Source organism: Sanguibacter sp. Z6_81, from assembly GCF_057180625.1.
Window position 1 is genome coordinate 12,334 of sequence record NZ_JBXUFV010000005.1, and the last position, 16,917, is coordinate 29,250.

The following is a 16,917-nucleotide window of genomic DNA, read 5'->3' on the forward strand; positions in this document are numbered from 1 at the left end:
AACTCCAGCACACTAGGTTAGCGGTCCACCACCTCGCCCGTGACCGGCTTGGCACGGAGCATCCCTTCTCGGCACCGCTGCCCCTCCTGCGCCATCCTCTCGACGGGCGCCTCACGAGATCGTCACGGGTCGCTGTAACCTTCAGCCCATGATGCGTTCACTGACGAGCGGCTTCCGAAGGCTCCGCCATCGCCTCCAGCTGATCGAGCAGGCTGTTGCGGAGCTGGCGACGACCGCGGACCGGACGCAGCACAGGCTGTTCGAGGTCGGCGGCGTCAACGACGACACACGGGCCATCGTCGGCGGCATGGAGGCGCGGCTCGACCGCATCGAGGCCTCCGTCTCCGCCACCTCCCAGACGGTCCTCGACGCCGTCAACTACGCCATCAGGCACCAGCCGTTGTCCTCACGGGTGACCCGGGTGCTGTTCCTCGTCCACCACATCGAGGCATGGGACGCCTACGACGAGCTCGTCCGAGAGCTGCGCTCGCAACCGGACTTCCATGTCACGGTCGCCTCGAGCCCGCGGCGGTTCCGGGGCTCGGCGGACCTCGAGGACGAGGACACGGTGCACCGCGGCCTCGAAGAGAGAGGCGTCGAGCACCTGCGGCTGACGATGGCGACGGACGAGGAACGGCTCGCCCTCGTGCGTGCGCTCTCCCCCGACATCATCTTCCGGCAGTCGCAGTGGGACGACGACGTCCCTGCCGCGTTCTCCACCCGCAACCTCGCGTTCGCGCGGCTGTGCCTCGTCCCGTACGAGACGATGAACATCGTCCAGAACTCTCCCATCGAGGGCGTCGCGAACTCCGCGGTCGACAACTACTTCCACCGGGCCGCCTGGCGGGTCTTCTGCGCCGGTCCCCTCGTACGTGCGATCGCCGAACGTGACGGATCCCTCAACGGCTCGCAGTACGTCGTCACAGGTCACCCCAAGGCTGACAGGCTCCGGACCGCCGCACCGTCGTGGCCGATCGATCAGGCAGGAGCACGCCGGGGACGCGTCATCTGGTCCGCCCACCACACGATCGGCAACGACTGGACCGACTTCGGCCTCGCGCACGTGGTGGCCCCGGAGATGCTCGCGTGGGCGCAGGAACGTCCCGACATCGAGTTCGTCTTCATGCCGCATCCCGCGCTGCGACCGTTCACCAACGACCCCACCTCACCCGTGACGGCGCAGGAGGCCGAGCTCTTCGTCAAGGAGTGGGAGGAGCTGCCGAACACCGCGGTCGTCACGAGCGGGGACTACGCGCCGGTGCTCGCAGCCTCTGACGTCATGATCGTCGACGGCCTGAGCATGCTCGTCGAGTACCAGTTCATGACGAAGCCGTTGATCTTCCTCGAGCGGCCGGGGCACCGACCCTTCAACGAGATCGGAGAGGTCGTCATGGGGGGAGCGCACCGCGTATCCGGGCTGCGTGACGCCCGTGAGCTCGCCGAGCGCTTCTTGGACGGCGCCTCTGATCCCCTGGCAGAACGTCAGGTCGAGAACATCCGCACGCTGTTCGGGGATGCTCCGGCGGTACCGCGGATCGTAGCCGCGCTGCGCTCGGCGATCGAGGACGACCGGCCGAGCGCCACGTCCTAGCGCGAACCCGGGCCGCGATCAGCGCGGAGGGGCGCCGCGCCGGCCGATGAACAGCCGGTACCCCGTCTTCCGCAGCCGCTCGGGCACCAACCTGTACAGGCCCCGGACGAGGACGTTGCGCACGAGCTCCCGACGTGTGACGAACCCGACGGAGCGGAACCTGCGCTGCAGGCGCAGCTCGGTGAGCAGGATCCGTCGGCCACCCCGGCGCGCATAGGCACCCGCGCCCACCCGGTAGAGGAGCAGCGGTTCGTCGACGTTCTCGACGCGTGCGCCCGCAAGGATCATCCGGGCAAACAACCAGTAGTCCTCCATGAGGAGGAGGTCGTCGTAACCTCCTGCAGCGACCACGGCGCTGCGGCGGTAGACGACGCTCGGGTGGTTGAACGGGGAGACGAACCTCGATCGTCGGCGGATCTCCTCCGCGCCCGTGATCGCGTGGCGTACGAGCCCAGGTTCCGACTCGTCGCGGAACTCCTGGATCGCGGAGCCGACGATGTCGACGCCCGCCTCGACGAGCGGGATCTGGCGGGCGAACCGGTTCGGCCGCGCGATGTCGTCCGCGTCCATCCTGGCGACGACGTCGTGGCGGCATCGTTCGAGGCCGACGGTCAAGGCACGCGCGAGCCCTGCGTTGTGCTCGATCCGTACGACGGACGTCGGTACGACCGCGTCCCGCTCGAGGCCGCGGAGGAAGTCCTCCACCTCCGGACGCACAGGCCCGTCCCGGACGATGACGACGTCGGACGGCGGGAGGGTCTGGTCTGTGGTGACCGACCGGTAGGCACGGGCGAGGAACTCGAGGGTGTCACCCACGTAGACGGGCAGCAGCACGGAGAACTCGAGCATCGTCAGAGCGCCCGGTCGTACCGGGCAACGGACCTGCTCACCGCTCCGTGCCCGGCAAGGACCGCGACCGTCGGACGGGGCGCCGTGAGCAGGCCGTCACGCGCACCGCGCGCCCCGGCCCGGGCGAGCACACCGCGCCGACGAGACCGCGCGAAGGTTCGTGCCCACCGTCGGAGGCTTGCACCGGTGTAGAGGACGCGCTCACCGACCGAGAGCGCCGAAGACCGCGTGAGCATCCAGATCTTGTTCCGCACCTCGTAGTAGAAGCGCTCGCCGGGATCGGCGTCCGTCGCGCCAAACGTCTTCGTCCGGTGCTCGACGACGCTGGCCGGGACGTACAGCCCGACGCTACGCCGGAGCAGTCGGCACGAGTACTCGAAGTCGTCATTCCAGATGAAGTAGTCAGCGATCGGCAGGCCGAAGTACCGCACCGCCCGAGCGTCGACGAGCATCGAGACGAAGGACGACGAACGGACGGGGACAGCGCCCACAGCCGCGGCGTCCGTGGCCTGTGCCGCGGACACCCGCGGTCGTCGCCGCGGGGTGTTCATCGGGTGGTCTCGCCCGTCGTGCCAGACGACCCGGCTTCCCAGCAGGGCCACGTCCCCGTCATAGGCCTCGGCAGCACGCAGGAGCTCTTCGAGGGCGGTCGGGGTGGGGATCGTGTCATCGTCCATGAGCCACACCCAGGTCGGACCGGGGTGCGTGGACTCGTCGAGGGCGACGGCTATCCCCCCAGCGAACCCTCCGGCCCCACCGGTGTTCTCCGTGAGCCGGACGACGCGCGCTCCGACCGGGTGGGCCCGTGCCACGGATGCGGAGTCGTCGGACGAGGCGTTGTCCAGCACCACGACCTCGTCCGGCATCCTGGTCTGTGCCGCAAGGGCGTCGAGAGCCTCGAGCAGGAGGTCTCGTCGGTTGTACGCGACGAGTACGACGGAGACCCGCGTCTGCGACGCGCCGCTCATGCGAACAGCCCGGCGAGGGGCAGGCCGCGCGATGCGACCAGCCCCTGGACAGCGACGACAGCGATGCGCACGACGACCTCGACTCCTCAGGGCCGGACGCACCCGGCCTGTTCCGACTGGTCAGCATACTGGCCGGTGCGGTGCGGTCCCGATCCCGGGCAGGGGCGCGCGGCCCCAGCGGGAAGGCGCCCGTTCGCTACCCTTGCAGGCGACATACCCATCCAGGAGGATCCCCATGCGTCTGCTCGTCACCGGCGGGGCCGGCTTCATCGGCTCCAACTTCGTCCACCAGACCGTCCGCGAACGGCCGGACGTCCACGTGACGGTCATCGACGCGCTGACGTACGCGGGTGACAGGACCTCGCTCGCCGCGGTGGCCGACAAGGTGACTCTCGTCGAGGGCGACATCGCTGACGCGGAGCTCGTCGACCGCCTGGTCGGCAGCTCGGACCTCGTCGTCCACTTCGCCGCCGAGTCGCACAACGACAACTCCCTGACGAACCCGTGGCCGTTCGTCCAGACCAACATCATCGGCACCTACACGCTGCTCGAGGCCGTGCGCAAGCACGGGGTGCGGTTCCACCACATCTCCACCGACGAGGTCTACGGGGACCTCGAGCTCGATGACCCGGCGAAGTTCACCGCCGACACGCCCTACAACCCGTCGAGCCCCTACTCCTCGACGAAGGCGGGCAGCGACCTCCTCGTCCGCGCGTGGGCACGCTCGTTCGGCATCCAGGCCACGATCTCGAACTGCTCCAACAACTACGGTCCCTACCAGCACATCGAGAAGTTCATCCCGCGGCAGATCACCAACCTCATCGACGGGGTGAAGCCCCGCCTGTATGGAAAGGGTGAGAACGTCCGTGACTGGATCCACGTCGAGGACCACAACTCTGCGGTGTGGTCGATCATCGACTCCGGCCGCATCGGCGAGACGTACCTCATCGGTGCGGACGGCGAGAAGAACAACCTCGAGGTGGTCGAGACGCTGCTCGAGATCTTCGGCTTCGGCAAGGACGACTTCGACCACGTGAAGGACCGCCCGGGTCACGACCTGCGTTACGCGATCGACTCCACGAAGCTCCGGAGCGAGCTCGGCTGGGAGCCCCGGTACACGGACTTCCGCTCCGGCCTCGAGGCGACTGTCGACTGGTACCGGGCGAACGAGAGCTGGTGGCGTCCCGCGAAGCAGGCGACCGAGGCGAAGTACGCGGCCGCCGGCCACTGAGCACCACACCCACGACGGCCCCGAGCGCTCATCCGCTCGGGGCCGTCGACGTCACCCCTGGGCGACGTCGACGGCGACAGGCGCCGTCCGCCCCTCGCCGACGACGACGCGCGGCACGCCGGCCCACAGCGCCGGATCCGTCACGCGGCGACCGTCGACGAGCAGGCGCAGCCCGGGGAGCTGGTCCGGTCGCGTGCCCCGGTACTCGGCGTGGTCCGTCTGAACGACCGCCACGTCGGCCGGCTGCCCCCAGTGATAGGCCTCGAACCCCAGCCCTGCGAGCTCGGTGTCGCTGTAGAGGGGGTCGTGCACGAGCGGACGCGCACCACGTGACCGCAGCGCCTCGACCGTCGGGAAGACACCGGAGAACGCAGTCTCCTTGACGCCCCCGCGGTAGGCGGCGCCGAGCACCGCCACGGTGAGGCCCTCGAGCGACCCCAGCAGCTGCTCCGCCCGGGCGACGACGTGCTCGGGCATCGCCGCGTTCACGGCGCGCGCCTCGCGCACGATGGACGCGTCGGGGTCGACCGAGAGGTAGAGGCGCGGGTAGACGGGGATGCAGTGGCCGCCGACCGCGATGCCGGGGCGGTGGATGTGGCTGTAGGGCTGGGAGTTGCAGGCGTCGATGACGGAGTACACGTCGATGCCGACCTTCTCGGCGAAGGCGCCGAACTGGTTGGCGAGGCCGATGTTCACATCGCGGTACGTCGTCTCGGCGAGCTTCGCCATCTCGGCCGCCTCGGCCGACCCGAGGTCCCAGACCCCGTTCGGGCGGGCGAGGTCGGGGCGGTCGTCGAACGTGAGCACCGCCTCGTAGAACGTCCGCGCCCTGCGTGCACCCTCGTCGCTCAGGGCGCCGATGAGCTTGGGATACCGACGCAGGTCCGCGAAGACGCGTCCCGTGAGGACTCGCTCGGGCGAGAAGACGAGGTGGAAGTCGGTGCCTTCCGTGAGCCCGGAGCCTTCCTCGAGCATCGGCTTCCAGCGGCCCCGGGTGACGCCGACCGGCAGGGTCGTCTCGTACGAGACGAGGGTGCCGGGGGTCAGGTGCGCGGCGAGGGACCGCGTCGCGGCGTCCATCCAGCCGAAGTCGGGCTCGGCCGTGGTCTCGTCGACGAAGAGCGGGACGACGAGGACGACCGCGTCAGCGCCGGGGACGGCCTCCGCGTAGTTCGTCGTCGCGCGCAGCCTGCCGGCGGGGACGAGCTCGGCGAGCTTCTCGGCGAGGTGCGCCTCCCCCGGGAACGGCTCGACACCTGCGTTGACGAGGTCGACCAGGTGCGCGTTGACGTCGATGCCCACGACGTCGTGGCCGCGGTCGGCGAACTGCACCGCCAGCGGTAGACCGATCTTCCCGAGCGCTACGACGGCAATCCGCACGTCAACCCCACATCCTCCGGGCCGCCGGAGGAGCGGCCGTCCGACACGCAGCATACGTGCCGACGCGGAGCGCCGATCGCGGGCCGCTACGGCGCTCAGCCAGCCGGTGTGCGGAGCAACCGCGACACGATCCCGTCCGCGACCGCGGCGTCCGTCTCGAACGACAGCTCGCGGCTGGCAGCGTCGGCTGCCGCCTTCGCGGACCGGATGCCCGCCGCGTCCAGGGACCGCAACGAGGCCGCGCACGCCTCCACGGAGAAGTCGTCGCTCACCACACCGAGGCCGTGGCGCTCGACGAGGCGCGCCATCTCGATGCTGGGGCCGACCGCGACGGCGAGACGCGCCTGGACGTAGTCGAAGAACTTGTTGGGGAGGGTGAACCGAGCGTTCGTGTGCGTCGGGGGGATCCAGAACACGCCCACGTCGTACCCGTTGAGGGTGGCCGGCAGGTCGCCGGGCGCGACGGGGTCACGGAACCGGATGTGGTCGCACCCCGCGGCACGCTCGACCAGCCGCGAGAGGTACGCGCCGCCGTCGCCGCCCGGGAGCAGGTAGAGGTCGAGCGAGTGACCGGGGCCGAGGAGGCGGACGACGTCGATCATCGTCTCGAGGTTGCGGCCGTGGATGGCGGCGCCGCTGTGGACGAGGCGGACGACGTCGTGCGGCCCGTCGCTCGGCTCGAGGTCCTGCCACGGGGAGGAGTTGCGCATGACTGCAGCCTCGACGCCGAACGTCTCCCGGTAGAGGTCGGCGATCGAACCGCAGACCGTCGTCACCGCACCGCTGTGCGGCAGGTACCGAGCGCACAGGTACGTCATGAACGGCGCCACCAGCAGGCGCCACGACAGGACGTGGGTGCGTTCCTCCGGGGCCCACTCGTGCATGTCCGCCCAGACGGGCGCGCCGTCGCCCCGTGCGGCGACGGCGTGCGCGAGCCCGAGGACGCGGGCGTCGTTGGCGACCACGAGGTCGAACTCGCGCCCCTCGAGCAGCTCGAGGGCATGGCGGACGGCAGGCGCAGCGAGCTCCGCGGAGCGGAACCTGCGGGCGGCCAGCCGCACGACGCCCGACGGGGTCTGGGGCAGGGTGGCGGCCCCGTCGGGCACCCTGAGGTGCTCGTCGACACCGTCGGGTGCCGGACCGAACCCGAGGCTGGTGACACGTCCGTGCCGCGCGAGGACGCTGAGCTGGCGCAGCACGCGGGCATCGGAGCGCACCGGGGACAAGGAGATCGACAAGATCCGCGGGCGTGGGTCGGTCGCTGCCTCCGGACCGTCCGGAGCCGCGTCCGTCACCGGGACACCGTGCCCGCCCGGGCGAGGAGCGCCTCGACGGCATCGAGCCACGGCTGTGACAGGCGTTCCGCGCTCAACGTGTCGGCCGCCGCGTCGCTCGCGGCCTTGAGGTCGGCGACCCTGCCGGGTCCGAGCGTCCGGATCGCGCGCGCCGTGTCCGCCGCGGTGAAGCCGTCCGCGACGACACCGACACCGTGCTGGCGCACGATGCGCGCCATCTCCGGCGACGGCCCGATGAGCACCGCGAGCCGCGCCTGGACGAACTCGAAGAGCTTGTTCGGCAACGCGTGCAGGAGGTTGAACGTCGTGGGCGGGCAGACGAACACCCCGACGTCGTACCGCGCGAGCAGCGGCACGATCTCGTCGAACGGAACGGGCGGCAGGACCCGGACAGCTCCTCCGGGGACCGCCTGCGCGCGGCTCGTGAGCTCGGCGATGTACGTCGGGTCCCCCGGCGCGAGGACGACGTCGAGCGCCACGGAGCCGGGAGCGTGCTCCTCCACGAGGCGGACGGCGTCGATCATCGTCTCGAGTCTGCGGGCACGCCCGGCGATGCCGATGTGCACGAGGCGCAGCGGGGTGCTCACCGGTGTGGGCGCGAGAGCGGGACGGAACGGCGCGGCGTTCGGCACGACGGTGGGCAGGAACCCGAACTCGCGCTCGTACTCCTGCGCGATGCCCTCGGCGACCGTGGACACGGAGGCGGCCCGACGCACGTGACGGCACGCCCAGCGCATGAGGGGGCCGACGAGCACCCGCCACGCGCGCCGGCTCTCCCCCTGCCGCGGGGCGTACTCGTGGAGGTCGCTGTGCACCCCGCCGCGCGGTGCCAGCGCGAGCGCGAGCGGTGCCGCGAGCGCGTCGTTCGCCACGACGACGTCCATCGACCCCGGCGGGAGCGCGTCGAGGACGAACCGCACCCGTTCGGACCCGAAGTACAGGCGCTCGTACCTCCGCAGCCCGAGGAGCGCGGAAGCCGTGAACCGCGTCGTCCGCCAGGGAGCGAGGCGCGCCGGCACCTCGACGTGCCGGGCGACACCTGCCGGAGCAGGTCCGTACCCGCACGTGATGACGTCGGCGACGCGCGCGAAGAGCTGCACCTGGCGCAGCACGCGGGGGTCGCGTGCGATCGGCGAGAACGACAGCACGACGACGGTCGGGCGTGCAGCCCGACCGCTCGAGGGTGTCGGACCCTCCGGGACAGCGTGCTCGGTCGACGTCATGGGGCCTCCTCGGCCGGGGGGACGGGCTGCGGGGCGAGACCTGCCAGGGCGGCCTGCCGTGCGAAGTCGGGCTCCGCTGCGACGACCTCGTCGAACGTCCCGTGCGCGACGAGGTGCCCGTCGCGCAGGAAGCACACGATGTCGCTGTGCCGGATGGTCGAGAGCCGGTGCGCGACGACGACGAGCGTGAGCTGCCCCCGGAGCTCGGCGATGGCCTGCGTGACCGCCGCCTCCGTGCTCGTGTCGAGGGCGCTCGTGGCCTCGTCGAGGATGAGCACCGTCGGGTCCGTGTACAGCGCCCGGGCGATGCCGATGCGCTGCCGCTGCCCTCCGGAGAGCGCCAGCCCGCGCTCCCCCACGGGTGCGTCGATCCCCCCGTCGCGCGCCTCGATGACGTCGAGGGCCTGCGCCCGGTCCAGCGCCGCCCGGACCCGGTCAGGATCGACGAGGGCGTCGTCCCACTCGAGCGCGACGTTCTGCGCGACGGTCGCGTCGAACAGGGAGACCTCCTGCGGGACGTACCCGACCCGCGAGCGCCACGAGTCGAGGCTGTCAGCGAGCGCGACGCCCCCGACACGCACAGACCCGCTCGTGGGCTCGAGCAGGCCGAGGACGAGGTCGACGAGCGTCGACTTGCCGGACCCCGACGCACCGACGAGCGCGACGGACCGACCGAAGGGGATGGTGAGCGTGACGTCCCGGACAGCGGGTTCGACGGCACCGGGGTAGGTGAACGTCACGCCGTCGAGCTCGAGCTCCGCGGCGCCGTCCGGGACGGGCACCTGTGGCGGCGCGACCCGCCGCTGCGAGATGTACCGGCGGCCGCGGGCGATGTCGTCGATCGCTGCGTGCGCGAACGGCAGCGCGGCGGAGGTCTGGGCCATGATCGCCTGGAAGCGGGTGAGCGACGGGATGATGCGGAAGCCCGCGACACCGAAGAGTGCGACCGAGCTCAGTGCGCCCTCCTGGCCGCCGGTCGCGTACCCGATCCCCGCTGCGAGCGCGAACCCGCCGATGAGCGCCGCCTCGAGCACGTACCGGGGGACGACCGAGAGGAACGACATGTTCGCCCGAGCGCGCGCGCTGCGCTGGCGCACGCCGAGGACGAGCTCGGCGACCGCCTCCGACCGACCGCGCAGGGTGATCTCCTTGAGGGACTGCACCATCTCGGACTGCAGGCGCGCCGAGCGTGTCGCATAGACCCTGTTGACCCTGCCGGCCTGCACAGAACGGCGCAGCACCCAGCGCAGGAGCACCGCGCCGACAAGACCGAAGTACAGGACTGTCGCGAGGGCCACGAGCGGCGCCGCGACGATGAGCACCGTGAGGACCGCGACGAACGTGCACAGCTCCCCCGCGAGCATCGCGAACGGGATGAGCACGCCGGAGACGGTCGTGGCCACGCCGACGTCGGTCGAGCGCACGAGGTCGGTGGAGTTGCGACGCAGCCGGTCCGTCCAGGGCGACGCGAAGAACCCGCGCAGGAGCTCGCGGCTGATGGCCAGCTCGAAGGTCGCGAACCGCCGGGTGGCCACCCACTGGAGCACGACCTGGAAGACGGACTTGGCGATGATGAGGAGCCCGACGAGGACGACGACGACGAGGAAGTCGCCCGCGTCGGAGAGCGTCCCGAGGACGGGCACCGTGACCTCGGTCCCCGAGATCATCGGCGCGAGACACACCGCGAGGAGGCCCAGGGCGATGACGTCGAGGATCGACGAGGCTCCCGAGAGCAGCGCGAACATCACGAGGAAGCGGCCGCTGCCGTCCGGCAGGAGGGGCAGGAGGGCCCGCACGGTGCGCCACAGAGCAGACATGGCGGTGAGCCTACCCGCGCCCCCCGCGGACGGTCCCGAGCACCACACGCGCTCCGCGCGCGGCCACGCCCGCGAGCGACGCGTGCGTGCGCGCCCACGCGACCCGCTGCTCCCGACCGTCGACCGGTGCGTCGAGCATGGCCAGCATGGCCCCCGCGACCTCGTCCGCGTCGTGCGCGGTGGCGATGCCCAGCACCGGGTCCGCGAGCAGCGCGCGGGCCGGCCCTGGTCCGGCGTAGACCGCGGGTGTGCCGCAGGCGAGCGACGCGTAGATCTTTGTCGGGAACGAGAAGTCGTAGCCCTGGCCGGGACGCACGCTGGCGAGCGAGGCCCGGGCGCCGCGCAGCCAGCGCGCGGTCTCCTCGCCGGACGCCTGGGGCAGGAACACCGCGGTGCCCGGCGGGAGGTCCGCGCACTCCTGCTCGACGAGCGGTCGCTCGGCGCCCTGGCCCACGAACACCAGGCGCGCGTCCGGACGGACGGCGGACACCCGGCGCATCGCGCGCGCGAACACGGTCGCTCCGTGCCACTCGGACGCCGTGCCCGCGTACACGAACGTGGGACGGCCGTCCGCCTCGAGGTCCGCGGTGCTGCCGTCCGGCGAGAACACCTCGGTGTCGATCCCGTTGCCGACCTCGCGGACATGATCCCCGGCGCCGAGCTCCGCGAGGCGGTGGGTGACCCCCGCAGACACGGACAGGATCCGGGACGCCCCCCGCCACACCCACGTCTCGAGCCGCCGCAGGACGCACAGCACGAGCCGTGGGGCACCCGTCGTCCGAGCCGCGTCCTGGAGGACGTCGGCGGCGTAGTACACGTACGGCACACGACGCAGGGCGCACGCCACGCGCACAGCCGCACCGGTCGTCGGTGGGGGCTCGCTCACGACGACGTCGGGGCGCCGACCGAGAAGGATGCGGAAGAAGACAGGGATGTCGAACGACAGGTAGGGGACGTAGCCCCGGACATACCCAGAGGCGTCCCGCAGCACCGGCCAGCGCCGCACGACGACCCCGGCGTCGGACCCGTCCGAGCCGTCATCCGGCCGCCCGTCCCGGTGCGCCACCGGGGGCCGCGACGTGAGGACCGTGACCTGCGCCCCTGCGTCACGCAACGCGCGGGCGAGCGCGCGCAACCGGAACGAGGCCGCCGCCGGCTCGGGCGCATAGAGCCGGGCGGCGATGACGGCCCGGGTCACGCGGGGGCGCCGGACAAGGCATCGAGGACCACGGCCGTGCCGGTGCGAGCCGACCGGAGCATCGCTTCTGCGACCCCGAGCGTCGCCAGTCCTTCCTCGAGCGTCACGATGTCGTCGCGCAGCCCCAGCACCGCGTCGCGGAACGCCTCGTGCTCGACCTTGAGCGGCTCCCGCTTGGCCAACGCGTACCGGACGACATCCCCCTCCGACACACCCCGGAACGCCGCGATCGAGTCCCACTCGGTCGCGATCGTGCCGTTGGCGTGGAAGGTGAGGTCCGCGCTCGCCGTGTCCGCGACGAACGCTCCGCGCTCGCCGGTGACGACCGTGACCCTCTCCTTCATCGGCGAGAGCCAGTTCACGGTGTGGTGGACGATGACCCCGTTCATCAGCCGCCCGGTGGCCAGGAGCATGTCCTCGTGCTGCCGTCCGCTGCGGTGCGCGACCTGCGCGGTGACCGACGCGTACGGGCTCTGAGCCACCCACGCGGTGAGGTCGATGTCATGGGTCCCGAGGTCCTTGACGACGCCGACGTCGGCGATCCGGGCCGGGAACGGCCCCTGGCGACGGGTGACGATCTGGTAGATCTCGCCCAGCTCCCCGGCCGCCAGACGCCGTCGCAGCTCCTGGAGCGCGGGGTTGAAGCGCTCGATGTGACCGACCGCACCGACAAGTCCGCGCGACGCGAACGCGTCGACGATCCGCGCCCCGGCGTCGCCCGTGCTCGCGACCGGCTTCTCGATGAGCGTGTGGACGCCCGCGGCGGCGAGCGCGAGCGCGACAGGCTCGTGCGCGATCGTCGGGACGGCGACGACCGCACAGTCGAGCCCGACGCCGATGAGCGACTCGACGTCACGGAGCACGTCGAGCCCACCGCCGACCCCGTGGGGGTCTCCACCGGGATCGGCCACGGCCACGAGGTCGACCCCGTCGACCTCACGCAGGACGCGTGCGTGGTGGCGGCCCATGGCGCCGAGACCGATGAGCCCGGCCCGCAGCGGCGCGGCCATCAGGCGCCCGCCGTCGCGACGGTCCGCACCGCGGTCACGACGCGGTCGAGGTCCGACGCGGTGAGGGACGGGTGCACGGGCAGCGAGAGGACCTCGCGCGCAGCCTGCTCGGTGTGCGGGAGGTCGAGGCCGGGCGCGAACCGCGCGAGCGACGGCAGCCGGTGGTTCGGGATGGGGTAGTACACGCCGCACCCCACGGCGTGCTCCTCCCGCAGGGCGCGCACGATCGCGTCCCGGTCCTCGCTCACCCGGATCGTGTACTGGTGGTAGACGTGCGAGGCCCCCGCACCCACCACCGGGGTGGTCACCCCGTCAAGTCCCGCAAGACCGGCGTCGAGCACCGCCGCGTTGGCCCTGCGCTGCTCCGTCCACCCCGGGAGGCGAGTGAGCTGGACGCGACCGATCGCGGCGTGCAGGTCGGTCATCCGGGAGTTGAACCCGACGACCTCGTTCGCGTACTGCACCTCCATGCCCTGGTTGCGCAGGAGACGCACCGAGCGCGCGAGGTCCTCGGTCGCGCACGCGACCATCCCGCCCTCACCGGAGGTCATGTTCTTCGTCGGGTAGAGGCTGAACATCGCGAAGTCGCCGAACGCGCCCACCGGCGTGCCGTCGAGCTCGGCGCCGTGCGCCTGAGCAGCGTCCTCGAAGAGCCGGAGGTCCAGCTCGTCCGCGAGCGCGCGGAGGTCGCCCATCGGCGCCGGGTGACCGTAGAGGTGGACGGGCATGACCGCGCGGGTGCGCGGGGTCACCGCCGCCCGGACGGACTGCGGGTCGAGACAGAAGGTCACGGGGTCGATGTCGGCGAACACCGGCGTCGCACCGGTGAGTGCCACGGAGTTCGCCGTCGCGGCGAACGTGAACGACGGGACGATGACCTCGTCCCCCGGGCCGATCCCGGCCGCGAGGAGACCGAGGTGCAACCCCGACGTCCCGGAGCTCACCGCGACGCAGGTGCGCCCCGCGACGAGCTGGGCGCCGAACTCGGACTCGAACGCGGCGACCTCCGGGCCCTGGGCGATCATGCCGCTGCGCATCACCCGGTCCACGGCTGCCCGCTCGGCATCGCCGATGATGGGCCGGGCTGCGGGGACGAGAGGCAGGTCCGTGGTCACCGGACCTCCCGCAGCTCGTCGCCGTCAAGTTCGTAGGACGCGCCCGTGGCGGGGCAGTGCCACCGGCCGTCGTCGCTCTCGGCCAACGGGTGCCCCGCGCGCCCGACCCAGCCGGCGCGGCGAGCGGGAACGCCTGTGACGAGGGCGAAGTCCGGGACGTCCCGGGTCACCACGGCTCCCGCCGCGACGGTGGCCCAGCGCCCGATGCGGACGGGGGCGACGCACACCGCACGGGCACCGATCGAGGCGCCGTGACCGACCTCGACGCCCACGGCCTGCCAGTCGGCCGCGCTCTTGACCGACCCGTCCGGAGTGATCGCACGCGGGTAGGTGTCGTTCGTGAGGACCGCACCGGGCCCGACGAACACGCCGTCCGCGAGCACAGCCGGTTCGTAGACGAGGGCATAGTTCTGAATCTTGCAGTCGTCGCCGACAGTGACGCCGGAGCCCACGTACGCACCGCGCCCGACGACGCAGCGCCGCCCGATCTCGGCGCCCTCGCGCACCTGCGCCAGGTGCCAGACGGACGTACCGTCCCCGATCCTGGCGTCGTCGTCGACGTCCGCTGACGCAGCGATCCTCACCGTCATCCACCACTCCTCAGCGTCTGCCCGGGGCGTCCATCTCTGCCGTGCAGGCGTCCCGGTCCGTACGCCGCCGAGCGTAGCTGAACGCGGTGCGAGAATGTCAGCATGGGTATTCCTGCGGCCGCGCCGTCTCCGGGCCACGGCGCGGGGACGACCATGGTGGACGGGGAGGACTGGCTCGTCGTCCCCCTCTACAACGAGGCGTCCGTGATCGGTGACGTCATCCGCGGCGCGCTCCCCTTCTTCCCCCGCATCGTGTGCGTCGACGACGGGAGCACCGACGGCTCCGGAGAGGTCGCGCGGGCAGCAGGGGCACAGGTCCTCGTGCACGCCGTCAACCTCGGCCAGGGTGCCGCTCTGCAGACGGGTCTGTCCTGGGCGTCCCGGCAGCCGCGCGCGCGGGTGCTCGTGACGTTCGACGCCGACGGCCAGCACCAGGTCGCGGACGCGAGGGAGATGGCAGACATCATCGTGCGCGGCGAGGCGGCCGTCGTGTTCGGCTCACGGTTCCTCGATGGTCGGACCGAGCCCGGGCTGCTCAAACGCGTCGTCCTGCGCTTCGCGGTGTGGTTCACGAAGCAGTCGACGGGGATGCGCCTCACCGACGCCCACAACGGGCTGCGAGCCATCCGCGTCGACGCCGCCCGGCAGGTGAACCTCACGCAGGACCGGATGGCCCACGCGAGCGAGATCGTGCTCCAATTGGGGCGGACCGGTCTCCCGTGGACGGAGCATCCCGTCCACGTGCTCTACACGGACTACTCCCGCAGCAAGGGGCAGTCGTTGTGGAACTCCGTGAACATCCTCGTCGACCTCGTCTTCAAGTAAGTCCGCCGCGCACACCGTCCTTCCCGGGAGAAACGCTATGGGCAGCAACTCGCTGCTGATCCAGGTCATCCTGCTCCTCGGGGTGGCTCTCGTCGCCGTCCTGCTCACGCGCTCGACCGCAGGTGCACGCCACCAGGCGATCCGACGGCTGCTCCTCGTCGGGTTCGTGGGCGCCGCTGCCCTCTCCATCCTCATGCCGCAGGTCCTCTCGCGGCTCGCCAACGCCGTCGGCGTCGGGCGCGGGACGGACCTCCTGCTCTACGCCCTGGTCATCGCGTTCCTCAGCTACATCTCGACGAGCCACCGGCGGATGACCCGCATGTCGGCCCAGATCACCCGGCTCACCCGTGAGCTCACGCTCGCCGAGGCACGCATGGCGACCCCGCCTCCCGCGGACGAGGCCTCGCCGCCGGCACGCACCATCCGGGGCTGAAACCCGCGTCTCCACAATGTCTCCACCGGGCTGCCCCCGGCCTTCCCCCGCTCCTGGGGGCCGGCGACCTAGGATTGCCGATCGTGACGACCTCCGACGCCCAGTCCCGCAGCGAGCTCCGAGAGAGCCGTCGGGAGCGCCGCCACCCGGCTCACCTGCGGCCTTCCCGCTCGCACCACGTCCTGCGGGCGCTCGCACTCGTCGTCACGGGCGCGCTGGCCTTCGTCGCCACCGGCGCCGGCGCCGTGTACTACACGCTCCAGAACAACATCGACTCCGTGGATGCCGCGTCGCTCCTGTCGGACGTCGACCGGCCTGCACCGCCCACCCCTGATCCCGAGGATCCCGACGCCGGCCTGCCGATCAACCTCCTCCTCATGGGCTCGGACGACCGCAGCGGGGCCAACGCGAGCATCGGGGGCGAGGACGAGGACGGCGGCATGCGGTCCGACACGACGATCATCATGCACATCTCGGCCGACCGGCAACGGATCGATGTCGTCTCCATCCCCCGCGACTCGCTCGTGGACATCCCCGAGTGCAACACGACCAACGGCACGGTCCGCGCCCGGAACGACGCGATGTTCAACAGCGCGTTCGCCTACGGGTGGGACAAGGGCCAGAACGTGGACTCGGCGGCCGCGTGCACCATGCACACCGTCGAGACCCTCACCGACGTGCCGATCTCGGGGTTCATGGTCATCGACTTCGCCGGTTTCCAGACGATGATCGACGCCATCGGACCGATCCCGATGTGCATCCCCGAGCGGACGGTCTCCAAGGAGGCGGACCTCTACCTCGAGGCCGGGATGCAGGAGCTCAACGGCCAGCAGGCGCTGGGGCTCGCCCGGGCCCGCAAGGGCGAGGGCGCCAACATGAACGGGTCCGACCTCACGCGCATCGGTCGCCAGCAGGAGCTGCTCGCGGCGACGGCACGGACCGTCCTCGACAAGAACGTCCTCATGGACAGCCCGGCGCTGTTCCAGTTCCTCAACGGTGCGACCTCGTCGCTCACCGCCAGCCCGGAGTACTCCGACATCTCGAACATCGTCGGCCTCGGGTTCTCGCTGCGCAACATCCCCCGTGAGAACATCACCTTCATGACGGTCCCGGTCATGGACGCCCCGTCCGACCCCAACCGTGTGGTGTGGACGTCGGAGGCGGACAAGGTGTGGGAGAACATGCGCGCGGACCGGCCCCTCGTCACCCCGGTCGAGCCGCCCCCCGTCCCGGACCAGCAGCAGCCGCCGCTCGAGGCCGAGGGCGGGACCGAGGAGCCGGTCCTGCCGGTCGAGCCGACGGAGACCGAGACGAAGAAGGCCGGGCAGGAAGCCTTCACGTCCGCAGACACGACAGCCGTCTGCCCCACCTGATCGGACGCTCATGCCACCG

At 71.4% G+C, this 16,917-nt stretch carries 15 protein-coding genes; 5 read left to right on the forward strand and 10 right to left on the reverse strand.

What is annotated here, in order from left to right; all coding sequences use genetic code 11:
• Positions 1 to 148: 148 nt before the first annotated feature.
• Entirely contained in the window at positions 149 to 1,591 is a 1,443-nt protein-coding gene (locus AC2AXK_RS12755; RefSeq protein ID WP_484345767.1) for a hypothetical protein, read from the forward strand.
• Positions 1,592 to 1,609: 18 nt separating this feature from the next.
• Here AC2AXK_RS12755 and AC2AXK_RS12760 read toward each other — a convergent pair whose 3' ends face one another.
• Positions 1,610 to 2,440 (reverse strand): glycosyltransferase, encoded by an 831-nt coding sequence (locus tag AC2AXK_RS12760; RefSeq protein ID WP_484345768.1) that lies wholly within the window; start codon positions 2,438 to 2,440, stop codon positions 1,610 to 1,612.
• A gap of 2 nt (positions 2,441 to 2,442) precedes the next feature.
• The gene (locus AC2AXK_RS12765; RefSeq protein WP_484345769.1) at positions 2,443 to 3,408 is read right to left on the reverse strand and encodes a glycosyltransferase; all 966 of its coding nucleotides are present in this window, start codon (positions 3,406 to 3,408) and stop codon (positions 2,443 to 2,445) included.
• Positions 3,409 to 3,643: 235 nt separating this feature from the next.
• Between AC2AXK_RS12765 and rfbB the strand changes: the two genes are divergently transcribed.
• Positions 3,644 to 4,639 (forward strand): dTDP-glucose 4,6-dehydratase, encoded by a 996-nt coding sequence (rfbB, locus tag AC2AXK_RS12770; RefSeq protein ID WP_484345770.1) that lies wholly within the window; start codon positions 3,644 to 3,646, stop codon positions 4,637 to 4,639.
• A gap of 51 nt (positions 4,640 to 4,690) precedes the next feature.
• Here the strand turns inward: rfbB and AC2AXK_RS12775 are convergent, their stop codons facing one another.
• The 8 genes from AC2AXK_RS12775 to AC2AXK_RS12810 form a co-directional block, all read right to left on the reverse strand.
• A complete protein-coding gene (locus tag AC2AXK_RS12775; protein WP_484345771.1) occupies positions 4,691 to 6,019 on the reverse strand; it encodes a nucleotide sugar dehydrogenase in 1,329 nt (442 codons plus the stop codon).
• A 95-nt stretch (positions 6,020 to 6,114) separates the two neighbouring features.
• Positions 6,115 to 7,314 carry a glycosyltransferase gene (locus AC2AXK_RS12780; protein ID WP_484345772.1) on the reverse strand — a complete coding sequence of 400 codons (1,200 nt, stop codon included), beginning with the start codon at positions 7,312 to 7,314 and terminating at the stop codon, positions 6,115 to 6,117.
• Complete coding sequence (locus AC2AXK_RS12785; RefSeq protein ID WP_484345773.1) at positions 7,311 to 8,537, reverse strand: glycosyltransferase family protein; 1,227 nt, start codon at positions 8,535 to 8,537, stop codon at positions 7,311 to 7,313. The genes AC2AXK_RS12780 and AC2AXK_RS12785 overlap by 4 nt, the downstream gene beginning before the upstream one ends.
• Positions 8,534 to 10,354, reverse strand: coding sequence for an ABC transporter ATP-binding protein (locus AC2AXK_RS12790; RefSeq protein WP_484345774.1), 1,821 nt, complete (start codon positions 10,352 to 10,354; stop codon positions 8,534 to 8,536). Before AC2AXK_RS12790 ends, AC2AXK_RS12785 begins: the two co-directional genes overlap by 4 nt.
• Before the next feature lie 10 nt (positions 10,355 to 10,364).
• Positions 10,365 to 11,552 (reverse strand): glycosyltransferase family 4 protein, encoded by a 1,188-nt coding sequence (locus AC2AXK_RS12795; RefSeq protein WP_484345775.1) that lies wholly within the window; start codon positions 11,550 to 11,552, stop codon positions 10,365 to 10,367.
• The gene (locus tag AC2AXK_RS12800) at positions 11,549 to 12,562 is read right to left on the reverse strand and encodes a Gfo/Idh/MocA family protein (protein ID WP_484345776.1); all 1,014 of its coding nucleotides are present in this window, start codon (positions 12,560 to 12,562) and stop codon (positions 11,549 to 11,551) included. Before AC2AXK_RS12800 ends, AC2AXK_RS12795 begins: the two co-directional genes overlap by 4 nt.
• Entirely contained in the window at positions 12,562 to 13,677 is a 1,116-nt protein-coding gene (locus tag AC2AXK_RS12805; RefSeq protein WP_484345777.1) for a DegT/DnrJ/EryC1/StrS family aminotransferase, read from the reverse strand. The genes AC2AXK_RS12800 and AC2AXK_RS12805 overlap by 1 nt, the downstream gene beginning before the upstream one ends.
• Positions 13,674 to 14,267, reverse strand: coding sequence for an acyltransferase (locus AC2AXK_RS12810; RefSeq protein ID WP_484345778.1), 594 nt, complete (start codon positions 14,265 to 14,267; stop codon positions 13,674 to 13,676). Before AC2AXK_RS12810 ends, AC2AXK_RS12805 begins: the two co-directional genes overlap by 4 nt.
• Before the next feature lie 102 nt (positions 14,268 to 14,369).
• On the opposite strand from AC2AXK_RS12810, the gene AC2AXK_RS12815 reads away from it, so the two are divergent.
• The 3 genes from AC2AXK_RS12815 to AC2AXK_RS12825 all read left to right on the forward strand — a co-directional run bounded on the left by AC2AXK_RS12815 (position 14,370) and on the right by AC2AXK_RS12825 (position 16,898).
• Complete coding sequence (locus AC2AXK_RS12815) at positions 14,370 to 15,092, forward strand: glycosyltransferase family 2 protein (RefSeq protein ID WP_484345779.1); 723 nt, start codon at positions 14,370 to 14,372, stop codon at positions 15,090 to 15,092.
• Between the two features lie 37 nt (positions 15,093 to 15,129).
• Positions 15,130 to 15,525 (forward strand): DUF2304 family protein, encoded by a 396-nt coding sequence (locus AC2AXK_RS12820; protein WP_484345780.1) that lies wholly within the window; start codon positions 15,130 to 15,132, stop codon positions 15,523 to 15,525.
• Positions 15,526 to 15,608: 83 nt separating this feature from the next.
• On the forward strand, positions 15,609 to 16,898 hold the full coding sequence (locus tag AC2AXK_RS12825) for an LCP family protein (protein WP_484345781.1): 1,290 nt from the start codon (positions 15,609 to 15,611) through the stop codon (positions 16,896 to 16,898).
• Positions 16,899 to 16,917: the final 19 nt, after the last annotated feature.